We start from the raw sequence: 16,616 nt of genomic DNA on the forward strand, positions 1-16,616 counted from the left end.
GTGGCGATACGCGGCATTTGTCGTATCAGGCGACCTGCGAAAGATGTCGACATATGCCATTCTCGACGGCGAATGGCGCGGAATCCGCGTGTGAACATCGCGAGGCGACTTGTCGCGGGACGTCCGTGCGGCGGCACGGGGGAGGAATAGGGAACGTGGACCCAAGCAGGCAGTGGCAGCAGCCCGACCCGAGCGGCGGCTACGGTCAGACGCCCCCGGGCGGCTACCCACCCCAGCCGCCGCAGCAGCCCCAGCCGCCCTACGGCCAGCCGTATCCGCCGCCGGCCCAGCCGCAGTACCCCCAGTATCCGCAGCAACCCCAGCATCACCAGCAACCCCAGCATCACCAGCAACCCCAGCCCCAGTATCCGCAGTATCCCCAGCAGCCGGCCCAGCCGCAGTACCAGCAGCCGCCGCCGGCCCAGCCGTACTCCGCGGTGCCGTACGCCGCCCAGCCCTACAGCGCGCCCCCCGCGCAGCCGGCCTACCCGCAGCCGCCCGCGTATCAGACCTCGGCCCCGCCACTCGACTCCGCCCCGCCCTCCGGCCGGCGCAACCGCTGGTTCCCGGCGCTGATCATCAGCTCGGTGCTGCTCGTCGTCGTGGTGATTGCGATCGTCGTGGTCGCGCTCAACCGCGAACCGGACCACCCCGCCGCCGGGCCCCCGGCCTCCGCGTCGCCGGCCGGCCTCGACAAGTGCCTGGTCGGCAAGTGGAAGCAGACGACGTACCAGAAGGTCGTCGACCTCACCAGCACCGACCTCGCCGCCCGCGCCAACCTGACGAAGGTCAAGTTCAGCGGCGGCGGGAAGATCTGGGAGATCCGCGAGGACGGCAACGCCATCGAGGACGACACCAACACGGTGTACAGCGGCAAGACCGACGACGGCCGCACCGTCAACGCCCGCTGGGCCGGGCGCACCGAGTGGAAGATCACCACCAAGGACGGCGTCATGTCGTTCGCCGGCGGCGAGGCCACCACGGTCGTCACGATCAGCGTCGACGGCGTGGACAAGGGCCGCATCGAGCTGCAGCCGAATCTCGACCCGACGACGTACACCTGCAACGGCGACATCTGGCGCACCTCGCGCACGGACAATCCGGACGACTTCGCGCGGTACGACCGGCAGAAGTAGCGGTCCGGCCGGCCGCGGTAACAGCGGGTTGGCGGCGCTGCGATAGGGGTACTGCCATGGCATGACACAGTGGATTTCGCAGGTCGGCGAGCGGGCGCGGACGCGGCTGAGCACCGCGCGCAGCGTCCCGCCGTTCGCCGGGCAGATCGAGGTGCGGCCCGCGTCCACTGTGGAAGACGGCATTCCCCGCGGCATCAAGGTCGCGGGCGCCTGGGCCTGGCGGATCGTGCTGTTCATCCTGGCCGCGTATCTGCTGCTGCACCTCATCGCCGCGCTGCGCCTGATGGTCATCCCGGTGGTCGTGGCGATCCTGCTCGCCGCGCTGCTCGAGCCCGCCGCCGGCTGGCTGCGCTGCCACGGTGTGCACCGCTCCCTCGCCGCCGCGATCGTCCTCGTCGGCGGCCTCGTGGTGGTCTTCGGCGGCCTGGGCCTGATCATCTACACGTTCATCAACCAGTTCGACAACCTCTCCACCCGCGTCGCCGGCGGCCTCAACGAGATCCGCGGCTGGCTCGCCTCCGGCCCGTTCCACATCTCCGAACGGCAGCTCGACAACGCCTGGTCCTCGCTGCGCAGGCAGGTCACCGCCAACCGGGGCGCCCTGACCTCCGGCGCGCTGACCACCGCGACGACGATCGGCGAGGTCGCCGCCGGCTTCTTCCTGGTGCTCTTCACGCTGTTCTTCCTCCTGCGCGACGGCGGGCAGATCTGGTCGTTCCTGTGCCGGCTGCTGCCGCAGCAGGCGCGGCTGCCGGTCGCGCGGGCCGGGCACTACTCGTGGTACACGCTCGTGTCCTACGTCCGCGCCACCGTGCTGGTCGCCTTCGTCGACGCGGTCGGCATCGGCATCGGCCTGGTGGTCATCCAGGTGCCGCTCGCCCTGCCGCTGGCCGCGCTGGTGTTCCTCGGCGCGTTCATCCCCGTCGTCGGCGCGACGCTGTCGGGCACGGTCGCGGTGCTCGTCGCGCTCGTCACCAACGGGCCGGTCAGCGCGCTGCTGGTGCTGGGCGTCGTCATCGCCGTACAACAGCTGGAGGGTCATGTCCTGCAGCCGTTGATCATGGGACGGGCGGTCGCCCTGCACCCCCTCGCGGTCATCCTCGCGATCACCACCGGTGTCGTGGCCGCCGGGATCGTGGGCGGGCTGGTCGCCGTGCCGCTGCTCGCGGTGGGCAACACCGCCGTGCGGTACCTCGCCGAGCACCCGCTGGGCGAGCCGACCGACGACCACGAACCGCCGGGCACCGAACCGGCCGACGAGGACGAGAAGCAGACGGAGGAGCAACAGAACGAGGCGAAGCCGGCTCGCGAGGAGGGTAGCGTCGCAAAGGAGGTCACGGACAAGTAAGGAGCTTTCTTCATGCCGTTGAGCGGTGAGTACGAGCCGAGCCCCAGCGAATGGTCGCGCGAGCAGGCCGAACTGTTCGAGCGCACCGACGGAGCCGAGGGCAACACCATGCGGGGCCGGCCGGTCATCCTCCTGACGTCGCTGGGCGCCAGGTCGGGCAAGATCCGCAAGACGCCGCTGATGCGGGTCGAGCACGACGGGCAGTACGCCGTCGTCGCGTCACTGGGCGGCGCGCCGAAGCACCCCGTGTGGTATCACAACCTCGTCGCCAACCCGCACGTCGAGCTGCAGGACGGCGCGGTCAGGCGCGACTACACCGCGCGCGAGGTGACCGGCGCGGAGAAGGACGCCTGGTGGGAGCGGGCCGTCGCGACCTGGCCGGACTACGCGGAGTACCAGAAGAAGACGGACCGGGCCATCCCCGTCTTCGTGCTCAGCCCGCGAGACTGAGCATTGCTCGATCATCCGGTCCTGCTGACGCTGCTGGCCATGCAGCGGCAGAACTGGGAGCAGGGCGTGGCCGTCCACGCCCTGCTCGATCTCGGCCTCACCGGCCTGGCCGGCCGCCTCGCCCGCGACGCCGCGGTGCACCAGAGCCCCGACGGCCGGCTGGGCACGATCGGCGGGGAGCTGGGTTCGGTCAACTCCGCCGCCAACTACGAGGGAGTCGTACTCCTCGGGCTCGCCGACGCCGCGGACCGCCAGCTCGAATGGATCGCCGAGCGGGCGCCCCGGGCCGCGGACGGCACCCTCTATCACGTGCTGGACGCGCCGGAGGTCTGGGCCGACACGGTCTACATGGTCGTGCCGATGCTCGCCTTCGCCGGCCGCGGCGACCTGGCCGTCGCCCAGGCCGAGGGCCACCGCGCCCGGCTGTGCCGCGACGGCCTCTACCTGGCCGCCGACAATCGCCCGAAGCTCTGGGGCACCGGCAGCGGCTGGGTCGCGGCCGGGCTGGCCCGCGCGATCCGCCACGACCCGGCACTCGCGGCCCCGCTGGCCGGGCACGCCCGCGAGGTCATCGACGCCTGCCTGGCCCGGCGCCGCCCCGACGGGCTCTTCGGCGACGTGCTCGACGACCCCGGCTCGTTCCGGGAGGCGAACCTCGCGCAGATGCTGGCCTGTGCGGCGTACACCGGCGTGAAATCCGGCTGGCTGCCCGGCTCCTACGCGAGCGTCGCCGACTCCCTGCGCGCGGCCGTCGAGCCGCACGTGCGCGACGGGCTCGTCACCTCGGTCTGCGGCGCCCCGACGTTCGACCGCCCGGGCACCTCCGCCGAGGCCCAGGCGTTCTACCTGCTGGCGGAGGCGGCGAGCCGCTCCGGCGGCCCGTGACGCCGGCAGGCGCTGTGGGCCGTCAGGACTCGCCGGGTTTGAGCTCATCGGTGGCAGCGCGGCCGGCCTCGGTGACGCGGTCCAGGAAGGCGGCCAGCAGGGCCAGCTCGGCCTCGTCGTAGTCGGCGCAGAGAGCGTCCATGCGGCCGTTCATGCCGGCGAAGAGCGCGGAGATCTCGGCGTCGCGCTCACGCAGGGCGCGGACCATCACCGCCCGGCGGTCGGACGGGTCGCGGTCGCGGGCGACCCAGCCGCCGCGCTCCAGGCGGTCCAGGATGCCGGTCATCGTGGCCGGGTGCAGGCCGGCGCGGCGGGCCAGGGCGGTCGGCGACAGCGGGCCGTGGCGGTTGATCAGGTCCAGGCAGTCGAAGTCGACGTCCTTGAGCTCCAGCTGGGCGCCCACCCGGTGGTTGAGCAGCGACAGCTGGGTGCTCAGCGCGCGCAGCGACTCCTTGATGGCGCTGGTCGACCGCCGGCGCGAAGGTGGTACGGAACTCATATGATCTTGTTTCGAGATTCGTAAGATATCGCCGTCGAAGACAGCGTACCGGGAAGGGGTCGTCATGATCCTGGTCGCGGGCGCCATCTCGTCGCCACGCTCACCGCCGCCGGGGAGGCGGTCAGGGCCGTGAGTCGCGCCGGTGGGACCCACCGTCGAGGGGGCGCTCCGCGCCAGCCGTCACCGGCCATGCCAAGATCGCGACCATCGCCCCGGACGGCCTGGCCGCGGCCGGCGCCTTCGGTGACCCGCCCGCGGCGCCCTCGGCCCGGCCGATCCGCTGGGCGCCCTGCTGCAGGCCGGTGGGGCCCGCGCGGCGAGATCGACGATCGTCTCTTCAAACCTCCAGAAGCTGTACCGCACGACGTCGCCGGCCCGCAACCGCGGCCCGAACGCGCGGGCCGTGCTGCCGGCGAACGAGCTCGCGCGGAGGCTGACCCACGACAGCCCGCTGCCGCCTCGACCTCCTTATTGCGGTCCCCGGCGAAGCGGGACGAGCGGTTCGTCGACGTTCATCGCGGAGAGGACGACCGCGCCCCGCACTTCCGAGCCAGTTCGAGGATCTCCCCCGCGACGCGCCGGCCCCGCCCTCCCGAAGCTGATCGTCGAGCAGGGGCAGCGAGGAGCCCTGCATGGGCGGGAGCGAATCACGTCGGCCGCCCGGATGGGCGGGTGTGGTTGGCTGGTTCGGTGACGGATGGGAAGCTGCTGCTGGTGGCGCTGGTGGATCTCGTGCCCGGGGCGGAGGCGGACTCGGCGCGATACGAGGACGAGGTGCTGGCCCTGCTGCCGCGCCACGGCGGGGTCCTCGAACGGCGGCTGACCACGGGCGAGACCGAAGTGCAGGTCATCCGCTTCGAGTCGCGGGCCGGCCTGGACGCCTTCATGGGCGACCCGGAACGCTTGGCGCTGCGCGACCGCTACGGCGACACGGCCCCGGCGGCGCGGGTTCTCGAGGTCATCGACCGCTGAGAGGTGACCGGCGGATGAGGCGCCGAACGTGCCCCGGGAGCCGAAAGGGTGACCGGCGGCGGAACGTGGCCGGGCGCCGAAGGCGAACGGGCGCGGAAATCGGGCACGAGCGATGGGCACGCACGCACGGGCCCGCCCCGCTCCGGACGACCGCCGCCGTGACCGCGACGACCGCTGGTTTCGCCGCCTGGAGAAGCCGTCGTGGCAGGGGTGGCAGGGGTGGCGCGCGGGATCAGGGAGGAGACATGGCACGAGGCCGGTGAGGTGCCGTTCCGCTGTCAAGCACCTTACCATCCGTATTCAAATCTCCGCTTTCCGCGTGACTCAGCGTGAAATCGCGTGACTCGGCGTGAAGCGATGCCGCCCCCTCAGCATGACCTGGGCGCTGGAAGGGCTCAGCAGGTCAGCGGTTGCGCTGGCGCCAGGTGGTCAGGCCGGCCTCCAGGCGGCGCTGGTTGCGGGTGCTGCCCAGGCCCCGCTTGGCGCGGCCGTAGAGCCAGAGGCCGCCGCCCACCACCAGGGCACCGACGATGAGGTAGCCGAGCACGCTCAGCAAGGCGTGGAAGACCCACGCAGCGATCGCGCCGACGACGAACAGGCCGACGACCACCGCGACGGCACCAACCAGGAAACGACCCATGCCCCAAGCATGCTCCTGCCGCGCCACCCCGTCATCAGGGAGTTCCCGGAATCATGAGGCCAGGGTGGCGTAGGTGCCGGCGGCGGACAGGAGGGTGGCGTGCGTGCCGCGCTCGATGACGCGGCCGTGGTCCACCACCGCGATCTGGTCGGCGTCGCGGACCGTGGACAGGCGGTGGGCGATCGTGATCGTCGTCCGGCCGCGGGCCAGGTCCTCGAACGCCTTCTGCACCGCCCGCTCGGTCTCGGTGTCCAGGGCGCTGGTCGCCTCGTCGAGGACCAGGACGCGCGGGTCGCGCAGGAGGGTGCGGGCGATCGCGATGCGCTGCTGCTCTCCGCCGGAGAAGCGGTAGCCGCGCGAGCCGACGACCGTGTCGTAGCCGTCCGGCAGTGCAGCGATCAGGTCGTGGATCTGGGCCGCGCGGGCCGCGGACTCGATCTCGGCGTCGGTGGCGGACGGCTGCGCGTATCGGAGGTTCTCGCGGACCGTGGTGTGCAGCAGGTACGTCTCCTGGCTCACCACCCCGACGATGGCGGCCAGGTCGTCCAGCCGCAGGTCGCGCAGGTCGACGCCGTCGATGGTGATCCGGCCGGCGGTGGGGTCGTGCAGGCGGGCGATGAGCGCGGCGATCGTGCTCTTGCCCGAGCCCGTCTCGCCGACGAGAGCGAGCGACGTCCCGGCCGGCACGTCGAGGGTGACCCCGGCGACCGCGGCCGTCTCGCTGCCCGGATAGGTGAACGTGACGTCCTCGAAGCGCAGGTGGCCGCGGACGTTGTCCAGGCGGACCGGGTGGGCGGGCTCGGCGACCTCGACGGGCAGGTCCAGGTATTCGAAGATGCGCGCGAACAGGGCCAGCGAGCTGGTCAGCTGCACGCCGACGCCGAGCAGGCCCATGAGCGGGCGGAACAGGCCGGCCTGCAGGGAGGTGAACGCGACCAGCGTGCCGATGCTCAGGGTGCCGGCGGTCAGGGGGAGTCCGGCGCTGAGGTAGATGACCGCCGGGATGGCGGCGAAGATGATGCTCATCGACGCCATCCGCCAGCGGCCGGCCAGCTCGGAGCGCAGCTCCAGGGCGATGAGGCGCTCGGAGGACTCGGTGAAGCGGCGGACCACGGCGCCGCCCGCGCCCATGGTCTTGGACAGCCGTACGCCGCTGACGGAGAGCCCCTCCTCGATCGTCACGTTGAGGTCGGCGAGCTCGCGCTGGCGCTGGGCGGTGATCTCGCGGCGCATGCTCGCGACCCGGCGGGTCAGGTAGATCGCGGGCGGCAGCACGACGAGGGAGACCAGCGACAGCCGCCAGGACAGCGCCGCCATCGCGACGGCGGTGGCGACCGCGGTGGTCAGGTTGGAGGCGATGGACGTGGCGGTGTTGGTGACGACCGTCTCCATCCCGCCGATGTCGTTGGTGATGCGGGACTGCACCTCGCCGGTGCGGGTGCGGGTGAAGAAGCCGACGGACTGCCGCTGCAGGTGCGTGAAGACGTCGACGCGCAGGCGGTGCATGACCAGCTGGCCGACCTTGGTCGACTGCCAGGTCTGGATCACTCCGAGCGCGGAGGTCACGGCGGCGACGGCGACCATGCCGAGGACCAGCCAGACCAGCAGCCGCGTGTCGCGGGCGGGCAGTGCGTGGTCGATGACCTCGCGCAGCAGGAACGGCGCGGCCATCGACAACACGGACGACACCACGATGATGAGCACCACCGCGGCCAGGCGGCCGCGGTGGGCGGTGAACAGGCGGCCGATGCGGGCCAGCGACACCTGCTTGGCCTGCGCCTTCTCGGCGGCGGTGAGCTTTCGGGACCCGCGGGCGCGGGTGGGGTGGTTGGGCTCCAAGGGTGACACCTCTCGGTCGGATATGATGAGGTTACCTCACTATGAAGTACTGACACCAATCCCTGCTATTGCGGCGACCGTAAACGCGGGGTCGCCGTGATGGGAACGTGTGTGCTAAATGTGATGTCGTGCCTCGATGTCGTGCTGCTGGTGCGCCACAGGTGGTGTATCGCACCACCCGGGTCGGGTTGCGGCTGACCCGATTGCAGCGGCAGCGGTGTTTCGGGTTGCTGCGCTCGGCCGGTGACGTGTGGTCGTGCGTCCTGGAGCTCAACGGGTGGCGTCGCCGGCGGGGTGACGCGCCGCTGGCGTCGATTCGGGAGCTGTTCGGGGAGCTGGCCGCGGCCGGGCCGGGCACGTTCGGCGAACTGGACAGTGTCGGGGCCCGCTCGGTGTTGCACCGGTTTTCGGATGCGTGGTTCGCGGCGGCGAAGCGCCGCAAGGCTGGGGATGGGTCGGCGCGGTTTCCGCGGCGGCGGCGTGGTTTGGTGCCGGTGCGCTGGTATTACGGGACGTTCCGGCTGGACGGGCGTCGGCTGCGGCTGCCGGTCGCCGTCGGGAAGCCGTCGTTGTGGTTGCGGCTGGACCGGGCGATACCGTACCCGGCCGGGCAGGTGCGGTCCGTGACGCTGCTCGCCGACGGTGGCCGGGTGTGGCTGGAGGTCACCGCCGAAGTCCCGATCACCACCTACCCGCCCGGGGTTGGCCCGGACCCGGGCCGCGTGGCGGGGGTCGACCTGGGCATCATCCACCCCTACGCCGTCGCCGGGCCGGACGGGCACGGTCTGCTGGTGTCCGGGCGGGCGGTCCGCGCCGAACACCGCATGCACCTGGCCGACACCAAAGCCCGCCAGCGCGCGGTCGCGAAACGGGCACCGAAACCAGGACAGAAGGGGTCGCGGCGGTGGCGGCAGTCCCGCCACCGCACCCGTCTCGTCGAGGGCCGGCACCGGCGAAGAATTCGGCAGGCCCACCACGAGGCCGCGAAGACCGTCATCGCGTGGGCCGTGCAGCAGCGGGTCGGGACCCTGACGGTCGGTGACCCTCGCGGTGTTCTGAGCCTGGATGCTGGGCGGCGGCACAACCTGCGGCTGCGGCAGTGGCAGCTCGGCCGGGCCATCGCGATCCTGCGGGACAAGGCCGAACTCGCCGGGATCACCCTCCAGTTGGTCGACGAACGTGGCAGTTCCTCGACCTGCCCCGCCTGCCGGGCCCGGGTCCGCAAACCCGCCGGCCGGACGATGACCTGCACCACCTGCCACACGATCGGGCACCGTGACCTGTTCGCGGCGGCCACCATCGCCACCCGCACCCCAACCGGTGCTGACAGTGGCGGGATCACCACCACGGCGGTAGCGGTGCTGCCGCGCGTGGTCACGCACCGTCGAGCGGGACGGCACCTGCCCGGTGCCGGACCGTCCCGGCGTGACCCCCGCCGACCACACCATGTGGCGGCAGCGGGGTCCGTTGGCCGGCTGAGGCCCGCCCCACCACCAACACCGGTGGCGGGGAGTCGCTCGCCTGCACCACACGGCGAGGAACCGCAAACACCACCCCCACGCAGGGAACGTTTGTGGTCACAGCACTATGTTCTTCCCGTGGAGGAGGAGAGCCTCTCGGAGCTGTTCTGGAGCGTCGCGCGCCGGCTGCGGCACCAGTCCCACGAGGCGCTGCAGCCGTGGGGGATCACGCCGGGGCAGGCGCGCGCCCTGGGTGTGGTCGCCAAGCACGGCACCATGCGCCCGAGCGAGTTGTCGGAGCACCTGCGCATCGCGCCGCGCTCGACGACCGAGGTCGTCGATGGGCTGCAGTCGCGCGGGCTGGTCGAGCGGCTGCCGGACCCCGCCGACCGCCGGGCGACGCTGGTGGCGCTGACCGCCTCCGGCGCCGCCACGGCGCAGAGCATCAAGGCCGAGCGCGGCGCCCAGGGGGAGCGCTTCTTCGCCGCGCTGCCGCAGCGGGACCGGGCGGAGTTGGCGCGCATACTCGCCGCGCTGCGGGTATCCGACCCGGCGTGATCAACGCGCGCGAGCACGGCCTGGCCGGCGACGGTGTCACCAACGACCAGCCGGCCCTGCAGCGGCTCGTCGACTCCTGCGGCCCGGGCGAGGTCATCTACTGCCCCGCCGGCACCTACGCCATCCGCGACGCCGGCACCGTCTGGCGCACCGGGGTCTCCCTGATCGGCGAGGGGCCGGCCGCGACCCGGTTCGTGCTGTCCAACCCGGGCGCGCCCACCACCCCGGTGCCGCTGGTGTTCCGCACCGTCCTGCAGCACGGCGCCGCCGCGGAGCGCCCGGTCGCGGACGTCACCTTCGCCGGCTTCGAGATCGACGGGGCGCAGCTCACCCTCCCCGCCTACGACGTTCTCGCCAAGGGCCTCGGGATGCAGTACGTCCTGAGAGGCTCCTTCCGCGACCTCTACATCCACGACACGCCGGCCACCGGCTTCGGCTGCGACTTCCTGCAGGACAGCACCGTGGAGCGGGTCGTCGCCGTGCACTGCGGCCGGCTGGACTCCGGCTGGGAGAAGGGCGGCGCGGGCATCGGGATCGGCGTGGGCGGGTGGGGCGCGATCGAGCGGCTCACGGTCAGCGAGTGCGTCACGCGGCACAACGGAACCAACGGGATCTTCGTCGAGCTGCAGGACGCCGCCTGGACCCCGCCGCGCGGCATCCGGATCCTGGGGTGCCACGCGGAGGCGAACAAGTACGGCATCTCCGACTGGGGCGCCGACGGGCTGCTGGTCTCCGGCTGCACCATGATCGACAACGACACCGCGGGCTTCGACGTCTCCGGCCAGGGCACCACCCACGTGGCCGGCCGCTACGGTGTCGTCACCGGCTGCCTCATCGACGACAACCCCGGCGACGGCGTGAGCATCGGCAACACCCCGGGCGGCTACACGGTGTCGGCGACCCGGATCAGCCGCAACGGCGGCCACGGGTACCGCCAGCACAACCTCCCGGGCGCGATCCGCATCCCGGCCGCGGACATGGTCGTGGACGGCAACGACATCTGGGACAACGCCGGCGACGGCATCCGCATCGACGGCGCGCTGATCGACCCGTTCCTGGTCAACAACCGCATCCGGGGCAACGGCACCGCCACCAACCCGGCCGCGGGCATCACCGTCAACGCCCGGGTCACCGGGGCGACGATCCGCAACCAGCGTATCTGGGACCGCGGCGACCCAGCGACCCAGCTGCAGGAGTTGACGGTCACGTCCTACGGCGAGCTGGTCGACGCCTGACGAGCGCTCGCAACTCGGCGTCTTGCTCGGGCGCCACCTCGAACAGGTTGACCAGGGTGAGCGACATGATGTCCTCCAAAGCCCGCCAGGCGATCACCGATGCGGCCACGCGCCTGCTGACCGGCGGCGGCGAGCGACGCCGATCTGCGCGTCCGCGTGCTGACGCTGGTCGACGCGCCGGGCCCGCATCGGAAGCGGGCCCCGCCGGGAGGAGTCGCATGGTGCAGCGGCTCGCTCGATCGGTCGTCCTCGCCGCGGTGGCGGCGACGGCCGGACTGAGCCTCGCCACACCGGCCGACGCCGTCGCCGATGGAGATTCGGTGCCCGAGGGGCGTTACCGGTTCTCGGTCAAGCTGACCATGACCGGCATCCCGCGCCCCGATGGCAGCCACTACGACAGCGCCTGCTCGGCGGCCCTGCTGTCGCCGTGGTGGATCATCACCGCCGGGCACTGTTTCCACGATCCGCGGCGCAACCCGGTGTCGGGGCCGGTGCCGTACGGGACCACCGCGACGATCGGCCGCGCGGACCTGTCGCACCGCACCGGCCACGTCGTCGACGTGGTCTCGGTGCAGCAGGCGCCGAGCGGCGACATCGCGATGGCCAAGCTCGCGAAGCCGGTCTACGACGTCCAGCCGCTGCGCGTGGCCGACAAGGCGCCGAAGGCGGGTGACGTGCTGCGGATCACCGGCTGGGGCAAGCCGGCCGCCACGGACCCGGCCCCGTCGCAGCACCTGCGGACCGGGCAGCTGAAGGTGTCGTCCGTCGCCGCGGCCACGGTCGGGGTGAAGGGCTACCGGCCGGCGCCCACCACCAGCGCGTGCGAGTACGACTCGGGCGCGCCGTACTTCGCCGGGAACGGCCGCCGGCCGGTCCTCGTCTCCGTCGAGAGCACCGGCCCGACCTGCCCGCACGACCGGGAGGAGGCCACCACCCGGGTGGATCCGCTGGCCGGCTGGATCCACGGCACACTACTCAAGTAGGGCGCGCTGCTCAACTAGGGCGCGCCTCAACCAAGAGATCAGTCCAGGTCGGCGAGGCGGTCGGCCGGCACGACCGTGTATTGACGCAGCGACAGGTCCCGGAACGTCACCGGGCCGCGTGGGCCGGGCACGCGGTCGATGTTGATGCCCGTCTCCGGCACGTTGAGCAGCTTGAACCCGTCCAGCAGCCGGGTGGTGGCGTTCCAGAACGCCCCGGTCCCGGCATAGGCGCCCAGGAACTGCCGGGCGGCGGCCGCGTCCTCGGTGACGATCCCCGCGGCCAGGCCCGAGGTCTCGTCGTTGGCCAGGCGGGCGGCGTCCAGCGGGCCGTCCGCCGGCGCCACGGTGATGGTCGCCTCGCGGGCGGAGTCCAGCGCCCACTCGTAGCCGAGCGGGTGCTCGTGCGGCGGCTGCGACACGGCGACGCGGGGCGCGAGCGCCGCGGTCACGCGCGGGAGCAGCTCGTCGTAGCGGGACCGGTGGATGAGCAGCAGGTTGAGCCGGTTGCACACCCCGAGCCGGTCCAGGCCGGCGTTGATCAGGGCGAACGCCTTGTCCAGGTCGGCGGCGGCGTCGAGGTACAACACCCCGCCGCCGTCGGCGTGGGCCAGGGTCCGCACGCCGCGCAGGGCGGCCTTCTCGGCCAGCGTCCGGGTGCTCTCCCCGCTGCCGCGCAGGATGACCAGCGGGATCAGCCCGGGCTGGGCGACGAGGGCGTCGGCGGTGGCCCGGCCGCGGGCGCGGATCAGCTGCACCGCCGCCGGGTCCAGGCCCGCCTCGGCCAGCGACGGGGCGACGATCTCGTCCATCAGGGCGATCGCCGAGGCCAGGGCCGCCGAGCCGGTGCGCAGCACGCCGCCGTTTCCGGACTTGATGAGCTGGGAGGCCACGTCGACGGTCACGTTCGGGCGGGCCTCGTAGTTGGCGCCGATCACCCCGACCGGGCGGCGCCACTCCTGCAGGACCAGGCCTCCGCCCAGCTCGCGGACCGTGCGGCGGGCCGGCTCCGGCTCGACGTCGGCGAGGATGTCGATCTGCTCGGCCATCGCGGCCAGGCGGGCCTCGTCGAGGCGGAGGCGGTCGAGCAGGCCGCCGCTCATCCCTTCCCGCTCGGCGGCCTCGACGTCGGCGCGGTTGGCCGCGAGGATCGTGCCGGGGGCGGCCGCCAGGCGGCGGGCCATGCCGCGCAGCGCCTCGTCGATCGTCTTGGCCGGTGCCGCGGCGAGCGAGCCGGCGGCGGCGCGGGCGGAGCGGGCCGCCGCGGCCACGACCTCGTTGACGTCCTGCTCATCGGCCACGGCGCAACTCCTCCAGGAAAACTTTAGTTCGGGCGCTTGCGTGCCTGAAGAGTGTATGTAAACGGCAGCCGCTCCGGTCGCTCGGCCAGGCGGTACTCACCGTGCTCGTCGCCCACCGTGATCCCCGGCATCGGGTCCCACGGGCAGCTGTCGTGCTCCTGCAGCATGGTCAGCTCCAGGCCCTCGCCGAGCAGGGCGGTCACGATCTCGCCGAGGCCGTGGTTCCACGTGTGGGTCGTGTTGTGCTCGAACTTCGCGGTCGTGTCGACGTACGTCGTGTCGTCGGTCCACACCAGCGGCTCGGCCTGCTCGAAGTACGGGAAGGTCACGACCAGGGCCCGGTCCTCGCGCGTCTCGTCGATGCTCCACATCATCGGGTGGCCCTCGCGGATGAACAGCCGGCCGCCGGGGCGCAGCAGCCCGGCCACGACCGCGGCCCACCGGCGGATGTCGGGCAGCCAGCACAGGGCGCCGACGCCGGTGTAGACCAGGTCGAAGGCGCCCGGTTCGAGGACCTCCAGCGCGGCGTACACCTCGGACTGGACGTATTCGATCTCCGCCCCGGTGCGCCGGGCCAGGTCGCGGGCCTCGGCCAGCGACGCGGGGGAGAAGTCCAGACCGGTGACCCGGGCGCCGAGGCGGTGCAGCGAGAGCGTATCGGTGCCGATGTGGCACTGCAGGTGCACGGCGTGCAGGCCCGCGATGTCGCCCAGCCGGGGCCGGTCGAAGCGCACGACGTCGCTCAGGTGCCCGGGATCGTCGACAAAACGCTGGATGCCGTATCCGTCCGAGGCCGCGTGTGCCGGAGCGCGCTCGTCCCACTGCGCGAGGTTCAGCCGAAGGGATTGGCTCACAGAACGACCCTCACACGGAGGTCAAGCGGATATCCGCTCGGTCGTCGTGTGCGGCAGCGGCGAGGCGAGCGCGGGCTGCAGCACGGGCGGCACGGGCGAGGCGAGCGCGGGCTGCAGCACGGGCGGCACGGGCGAGGCGAGCGCGGGCTGCAGCACGGGCGGCACGGGCGAGGCGAGCGCGGGCTGCAGCACGGGCGGCACGTGCACCGGCACGTCGACCGCGGCCGACAGGATCAGCGCGAGCGCTACGCTGGTCGGCCGCGCCTCCGGCAGCTTGTCCAGGCTCGCCGCGCAGACCTCGGCGAGCTCGTCGGGCAGGCCCGCGATCGCCGGCAGCGGCGCCGGCGAGGCGTGCCGGTGGGCGTGCAGCAGCTGCTCGTCGGTGTTCGCGGGCCACGGCAGCCGCCCCGTGAGGCACTGGTACAGCAGCACCCCCACCGCGTACACGTCGGCCGGCGGCGCCGCGACGCCCAGCTCGAGGCGCTCCGGCGCGAGGTACGCCGGCGTGCCCAGCAGCGTCCCGTCCGGCAGCTGCTCGGGCTGCCCGGCGCGGGCCGCCACCCCGAAGTCGAGGATCTTCGCGCCCGACGAGGTCAGCACCACGTTGGCCGGCTTGATGTCGCGGTGCACGATCCCGTGCCCGTGCGCGGCGGCCAGCCCGGCCCCGACCTCGGCGCAGACCCGCCCGGCGACCCGCCAGTCCAGCGGCCCGTCGAGTATCACCCGGTCCAGCGACTGCCCCCCGACCAGCTCCATCACCAGATACGCGGTCCCGCGCCCGGCCCGCCGGGAGGTGCCGAAGTCGTACACCGACACGACGTTCGGATGGGCGAACCGGGCCCCGTAGCGCGCCTCGTTGCGGGCCCGCTCGAACGCCTCCGGGTCCGCGGTGTGCTCGGGCGTGAGCAGCTTCACCGCCACCTCGCGGTCCAGCACCTCGTCGTGCGCCCGCCAGACGCTGGCCATGCCTCCTTCGCCCAGCTTGCGCTGCAATCGGTACCGACCGCCCAGAACCCGCACTTGGTCCTCTTCCCCCGTTCAGGGTGATTCAAGCGGGAACGACACCGCACCGCTCGCGCACCGGCGAAGCAACCCCGATCCGGTGACCTGGAAACGGTCCACGGACGCGCGTGGATCCTGGCGGCGGCCGGCGCTGGTGACTCAGCCCCCGGCCCGGCGGGTGAACAGATCGCGCTCGGCCTGGTTGCGGGTCAGGGCCGCGGCCTGCGCGAACGCGGCCCGCGACTCCTCGGCCCGGCCCAGGCGGGACAGCAGCTCGCCGCGGGCGGCCGGCAGGTGCGGGTAGGACGCCAGGGAGCCCTGCGCGGCCAGCTCGTCGAGGATCGCCAGGCCCGCGGCCGGGCCGTCGGCCATGCCGAGCGCCACCGCGCGGTTGAGCTCCACCACCGCCGACGGGGCGACGTGGGACAGCAGCCGGTACAGCGCCGCGATCCGCCCCCAGTCCGTCGCCGCGGCGGTGAGCGCCCGCGCGTGGCAGGCGGCGATCGCGGCCTGCAGCCCGTACGGCCCGAGGGTTCCCAGGCCGGCGGCGCGCTCCAGCGCCGCCAGCCCGCGCTGGATCAGCAGCCGGTCCCAGCGGCGCCGGTTCTGCTCGAGCAGCAGCACCGGGCGGCCGTCGGGGCCGGTCCGCGCGGCGATGCGCGAGGCCTGCAGCTCCATCAGCGCGCTGAGCCCGTGCACCTCCGCCTCACCCGGCAGCAGCCCGCACAGCACCCGGCCCAGGCGCATGGCCTCCTCGCACAGCTGGGGCCGGGCCCAGTCGTCGCCGGCCGTGGCCGAGTAGCCCTCGTTGAAGATGAGGTACGCGGTGCCCAGCACGGCGGCCAGCCGCGCCGGGATCTCGGCCGGCGGGGGCAGTTCGAAGCGCACGCGCTCCTTGGCCAGGGTCTTCTTCGCACGCAGGATGCGCTGGGAGACGGTCGCCTCGGTGGTGAGGAAGGCGCGGGCGATCTCGTCGGTACGCAGACCGCCCAGCATCCGCAGCGTCAGCGCGATTTGCGACTCGGTGCTCAGCGCCGGGTGGCACGCGGTGAAGATGAGCCGCAGCAGGTCGTCGCCGATGTGGTCGTCCAGCGCGTCGACGAGGTCCGGCTCGAACGCGGCCGAGTCCGGGCCGGCACCGACGACGGCGAGCTTGCGACGGTAGTTCTCCTGACGGCGCAGATGGTCGACCGCCCGGTGCTTGGCGGTCGCCATGAGCCACGGGCCGGGATCGTCGGGCACGCCGCGGGCCGGCCATTGTTCCAGGGCCGCCACCAGGGCGTCCTGGGCCAGCTCCGCGGCGAGCCCGACATCCCGCGTCATGCGCGCGAGCACGGCGATGATCCGGGCGTACCGGCACGGCACAGCGATGGTGCCGGGGGCCGTGTGGCCCTATATTGGTCGGTGTGGCGGCAGCGGGGTCGATACGGCGGCGTGGACCGAACCGGGTGGTGCCG

At 72.8% G+C, this 16,616-nt stretch carries 15 protein-coding genes; 8 read left to right on the forward strand and 7 right to left on the reverse strand.

What is annotated here, in order from left to right:
* Positions 1 to 155: 155 nt before the first annotated feature.
* From ACQPY0_RS12820 to ACQPY0_RS12835, 4 genes are all read left to right on the forward strand, one after another.
* Positions 156 to 1,136, forward strand: a complete 981-nt coding sequence (locus tag ACQPY0_RS12820) for a hypothetical protein (protein ID WP_432988245.1) — start codon at positions 156 to 158, stop codon at positions 1,134 to 1,136.
* Between the two features lie 61 nt (positions 1,137 to 1,197).
* Positions 1,198 to 2,484, forward strand: a complete 1,287-nt coding sequence (locus ACQPY0_RS12825) for an AI-2E family transporter (protein WP_432988247.1) — start codon at positions 1,198 to 1,200, stop codon at positions 2,482 to 2,484.
* A 12-nt stretch (positions 2,485 to 2,496) separates the two neighbouring features.
* Entirely contained in the window at positions 2,497 to 2,934 is a 438-nt protein-coding gene (locus ACQPY0_RS12830; protein ID WP_432988249.1) for a nitroreductase family deazaflavin-dependent oxidoreductase, read from the forward strand.
* A gap of 3 nt (positions 2,935 to 2,937) precedes the next feature.
* The gene (locus ACQPY0_RS12835; protein WP_432988251.1) at positions 2,938 to 3,819 is read left to right on the forward strand and encodes a glycoside hydrolase family 88 protein; all 882 of its coding nucleotides are present in this window, start codon (positions 2,938 to 2,940) and stop codon (positions 3,817 to 3,819) included.
* Positions 3,820 to 3,841: 22 nt separating this feature from the next.
* Here the strand turns inward: ACQPY0_RS12835 and ACQPY0_RS12840 are convergent, their stop codons facing one another.
* The gene (locus tag ACQPY0_RS12840) at positions 3,842 to 4,318 is read right to left on the reverse strand and encodes a MarR family transcriptional regulator (RefSeq protein ID WP_432988253.1); all 477 of its coding nucleotides are present in this window, start codon (positions 4,316 to 4,318) and stop codon (positions 3,842 to 3,844) included.
* Positions 4,319 to 5,008: 690 nt separating this feature from the next.
* On the opposite strand from ACQPY0_RS12840, the gene ACQPY0_RS12845 reads away from it, so the two are divergent.
* A complete protein-coding gene (locus ACQPY0_RS12845; RefSeq protein WP_432988255.1) occupies positions 5,009 to 5,290 on the forward strand; it encodes a hypothetical protein in 282 nt (93 codons plus the stop codon).
* Between the two features lie 403 nt (positions 5,291 to 5,693).
* Here ACQPY0_RS12845 and ACQPY0_RS12850 read toward each other — a convergent pair whose 3' ends face one another.
* Positions 5,694 to 5,930 (reverse strand): hypothetical protein, encoded by a 237-nt coding sequence (locus ACQPY0_RS12850; RefSeq protein WP_432988257.1) that lies wholly within the window; start codon positions 5,928 to 5,930, stop codon positions 5,694 to 5,696.
* 51 nt (positions 5,931 to 5,981) lie between these two features.
* Positions 5,982 to 7,694: an ABC transporter ATP-binding protein gene (locus ACQPY0_RS12855; RefSeq protein ID WP_432995210.1), complete on the reverse strand. Its 1,713-nt coding sequence runs from the start codon at positions 7,692 to 7,694 to the stop codon at positions 5,982 to 5,984.
* 236 nt (positions 7,695 to 7,930) lie between these two features.
* Between ACQPY0_RS12855 and ACQPY0_RS12860 the strand changes: the two genes are divergently transcribed.
* The 3 genes from ACQPY0_RS12860 (at position 7,931) to ACQPY0_RS12870 (ending at position 12,005) form a co-directional block, all read left to right on the forward strand.
* The gene (locus ACQPY0_RS12860) at positions 7,931 to 9,787 is read left to right on the forward strand and encodes an RNA-guided endonuclease TnpB family protein (protein WP_432988259.1); all 1,857 of its coding nucleotides are present in this window, start codon (positions 7,931 to 7,933) and stop codon (positions 9,785 to 9,787) included.
* A complete protein-coding gene (locus tag ACQPY0_RS12865; protein WP_432988261.1) occupies positions 9,784 to 11,022 on the forward strand; it encodes a right-handed parallel beta-helix repeat-containing protein in 1,239 nt (412 codons plus the stop codon). The genes ACQPY0_RS12860 and ACQPY0_RS12865 overlap by 4 nt, the downstream gene beginning before the upstream one ends.
* A 218-nt stretch (positions 11,023 to 11,240) precedes the next feature.
* Entirely contained in the window at positions 11,241 to 12,005 is a 765-nt protein-coding gene (locus ACQPY0_RS12870; RefSeq protein ID WP_432988263.1) for a S1 family peptidase, read from the forward strand.
* Positions 12,006 to 12,043: 38 nt separating this feature from the next.
* Here ACQPY0_RS12870 and ACQPY0_RS12875 read toward each other — a convergent pair whose 3' ends face one another.
* The 4 genes from ACQPY0_RS12875 to ACQPY0_RS12890 all read right to left on the reverse strand — a co-directional run bounded on the left by ACQPY0_RS12875 (position 12,044) and on the right by ACQPY0_RS12890 (position 16,482).
* Positions 12,044 to 13,303 carry an aldehyde dehydrogenase family protein gene (locus ACQPY0_RS12875; protein WP_432988265.1) on the reverse strand — a complete coding sequence of 420 codons (1,260 nt, stop codon included), beginning with the start codon at positions 13,301 to 13,303 and terminating at the stop codon, positions 12,044 to 12,046.
* A 23-nt stretch (positions 13,304 to 13,326) separates the two neighbouring features.
* Entirely contained in the window at positions 13,327 to 14,157 is an 831-nt protein-coding gene (locus ACQPY0_RS12880; protein ID WP_432988267.1) for a class I SAM-dependent methyltransferase, read from the reverse strand.
* A gap of 21 nt (positions 14,158 to 14,178) precedes the next feature.
* Positions 14,179 to 15,123, reverse strand: coding sequence for a serine/threonine-protein kinase (locus tag ACQPY0_RS12885; protein WP_432988269.1), 945 nt, complete (start codon positions 15,121 to 15,123; stop codon positions 14,179 to 14,181).
* Positions 15,124 to 15,318: 195 nt separating this feature from the next.
* Positions 15,319 to 16,482 (reverse strand): RNA polymerase sigma factor, encoded by a 1,164-nt coding sequence (locus tag ACQPY0_RS12890; RefSeq protein ID WP_432988271.1) that lies wholly within the window; start codon positions 16,480 to 16,482, stop codon positions 15,319 to 15,321.
* Positions 16,483 to 16,616 lie beyond the last annotated feature (134 nt).

The sequence above is a fragment of the Dactylosporangium sp. CA-233914 genome (assembly GCF_050942935.1).
In the GTDB taxonomy this organism is placed as follows: Bacteria; Actinomycetota; Actinomycetes; order Mycobacteriales; family Micromonosporaceae; genus Dactylosporangium.